General features: G+C 74.6%; 1 protein-coding gene. It reads left to right on the top strand.

The window, feature by feature from the left end:
• Positions 1–187 precede the first annotated feature (187 nt).
• Positions 188–1780: an APC family permease gene (locus AC51EU_RS30110; protein ID WP_496270262.1), complete on the top strand. Its 1593-nt coding sequence runs from the start codon at positions 188–190 to the stop codon at positions 1778–1780.
• Positions 1781–1822 lie beyond the last annotated feature (42 nt).

Below are 1822 nucleotides of genomic sequence, written 5' to 3'. Positions count from 1 at the left end.
CTGGTGCGCCACATCTGCTGGGCGGGCTGCTGGCTGTGCGGCTGAGCACCGCACCGCGGCCCGCCCGTACGGAAAGCGGCCCGCGTCCTCCCGCGCGGGCCCCCGGGACGGCAGAATCAGGCCCCCGCGCGCAGCGAACCAGGGAGGCCCCATCGTGCCGGAGCGTCAGGCGGCGGACGACAACGAGGTGAGCGCCCCGCCGGAGGTACGGCGGCAGGAGCACCGGCTCCGCCGCGACCTGGGGGTCTGGGGACTCACCGCCATCGGCTTCTCCAACATCGTCGGCTCCGGCTGGCTCTTCGCCGCCCTCTACGCGGCCCGCGCCGCCGGGCCCGCCTCCCTGCTGTCCTGGATCGGCGCGGGCGTCCTGTGCGCCCTCGTCGCCCTGGTCATGGTCGAACTCGGCGCGACCCGGCCCGAGGGCGGCGGCACCGTCCGCTGGCCGCTGTACGCCGGAGGGCCCCTGGTCGGCACCGTCGTCGGCTGGTCGGTACTGCTCTCCGTCGGCGGCACCGCGGCCGAGATCAGCGCGATCATGCAGTACGCCGCGCACTTCCTGCCGGGCCTGACCCGCGGCGGCACCCTCACCGCCTCCGGCCTCGCCCTCGCCACCGGGCTCAGCGTGCTGCTGACGGCCCTGAACTGGTTCGCGGTGAAGCTGTTCGCCCGGCTCAACAACCTGGTCTCGGTGTTCAAGATCGCCGTCCCGCTGGTCACCGTGGCCGCGCTGCTCGCCTCGGGCTTCCACCCCGGCCGGCTCACCGACCACGGCGGCTTCGCCCCCTACGGCTACACCGCCTGCCTCGGCGCCCTCGCCGCCGGCGGCATCGTCTACTCCGTCAACGGCTTCCAGGCCCCGCTCGACTTCTCCGGCGAGGCCCGCTCCCCGCGCCGCACCCTCCCCGCCTCCGTGCTCGGCGGCATCGGCCTCGCCGTCCTGATGTATCTGGCCCTCCAGACGGCGTTCCTCCTCACCGTCCCCGAGGACGCCCTGGCCGGCGGCTGGCGCGGCGTCAACTTCGAGTCACCCTTCGGCGAACTCGCCCTCCTCCTCGGCCTGCACTGGCTCGCCGTCCTGCTCTACGCGGACGCCGTCCTCTCACCCGGCGGCTCCGCCTACGTGGGCGTGGCCCTCAACGCCCGCCACACCTACGCCCTCGCCAAGAACGGCACCCTGCCCCGCTGGTTCATGACGGTGCACGAACGCTCCGGGGTGCCGCGCCGCGCCCTCGCGCTCAACCTCGGGGTGATCGTCGTCTTCCTGCTGCCGTTCGGCGGCTGGCAGGACATCGTCGGCGTGATGGGCGACATGTACCTGCTGATCTACGCGGCGTCCGCCGTCGCCGCCGCCGTCTTCCGCGCCGAGCCCGGCGCCCGCACCGACGGCCGGGTGCCCGGACTGCGCTGGATCGCCCCGCTGAGCTTCGTCGTGGCCACCGAGTTCATCTACTGGTCCGGCTGGCACCATCTGCGCCTCGCCCTGCCCCTGGTCCTCGCCGGCGTCCTCGTCTTCACCGCCATGCACCGCGCCAGCGGCCACCGCTCCCTCGCCGCCGAACTGCGCACCGGCGCCTGGCTGGTGTGCTACCTGCTCGCCCTGGCCGCACTGTCCTGGCTCGGCACCTTCCAGGGCTCGGCACACCTGCCCGCCCCGTACGACTCCCTGGCCACGGCGGTCCTCGCCCTCGGCGTCTTCTCCTGGGCCGTCCGCGCGGGCGTCCGCCACCGGACACGGACGGGGAGGGACCCGCGGCACGGCGCGCTGCCCGCGGCAGGATGACCGCGCCCGTCCGGGACGCCGCACGACGTCCCGGACGGGCAC

Source organism: Candidatus Streptomyces philanthi, from assembly GCF_059553635.1.
This window is presented reverse-complemented; position numbering and strand designations above follow the sequence as displayed.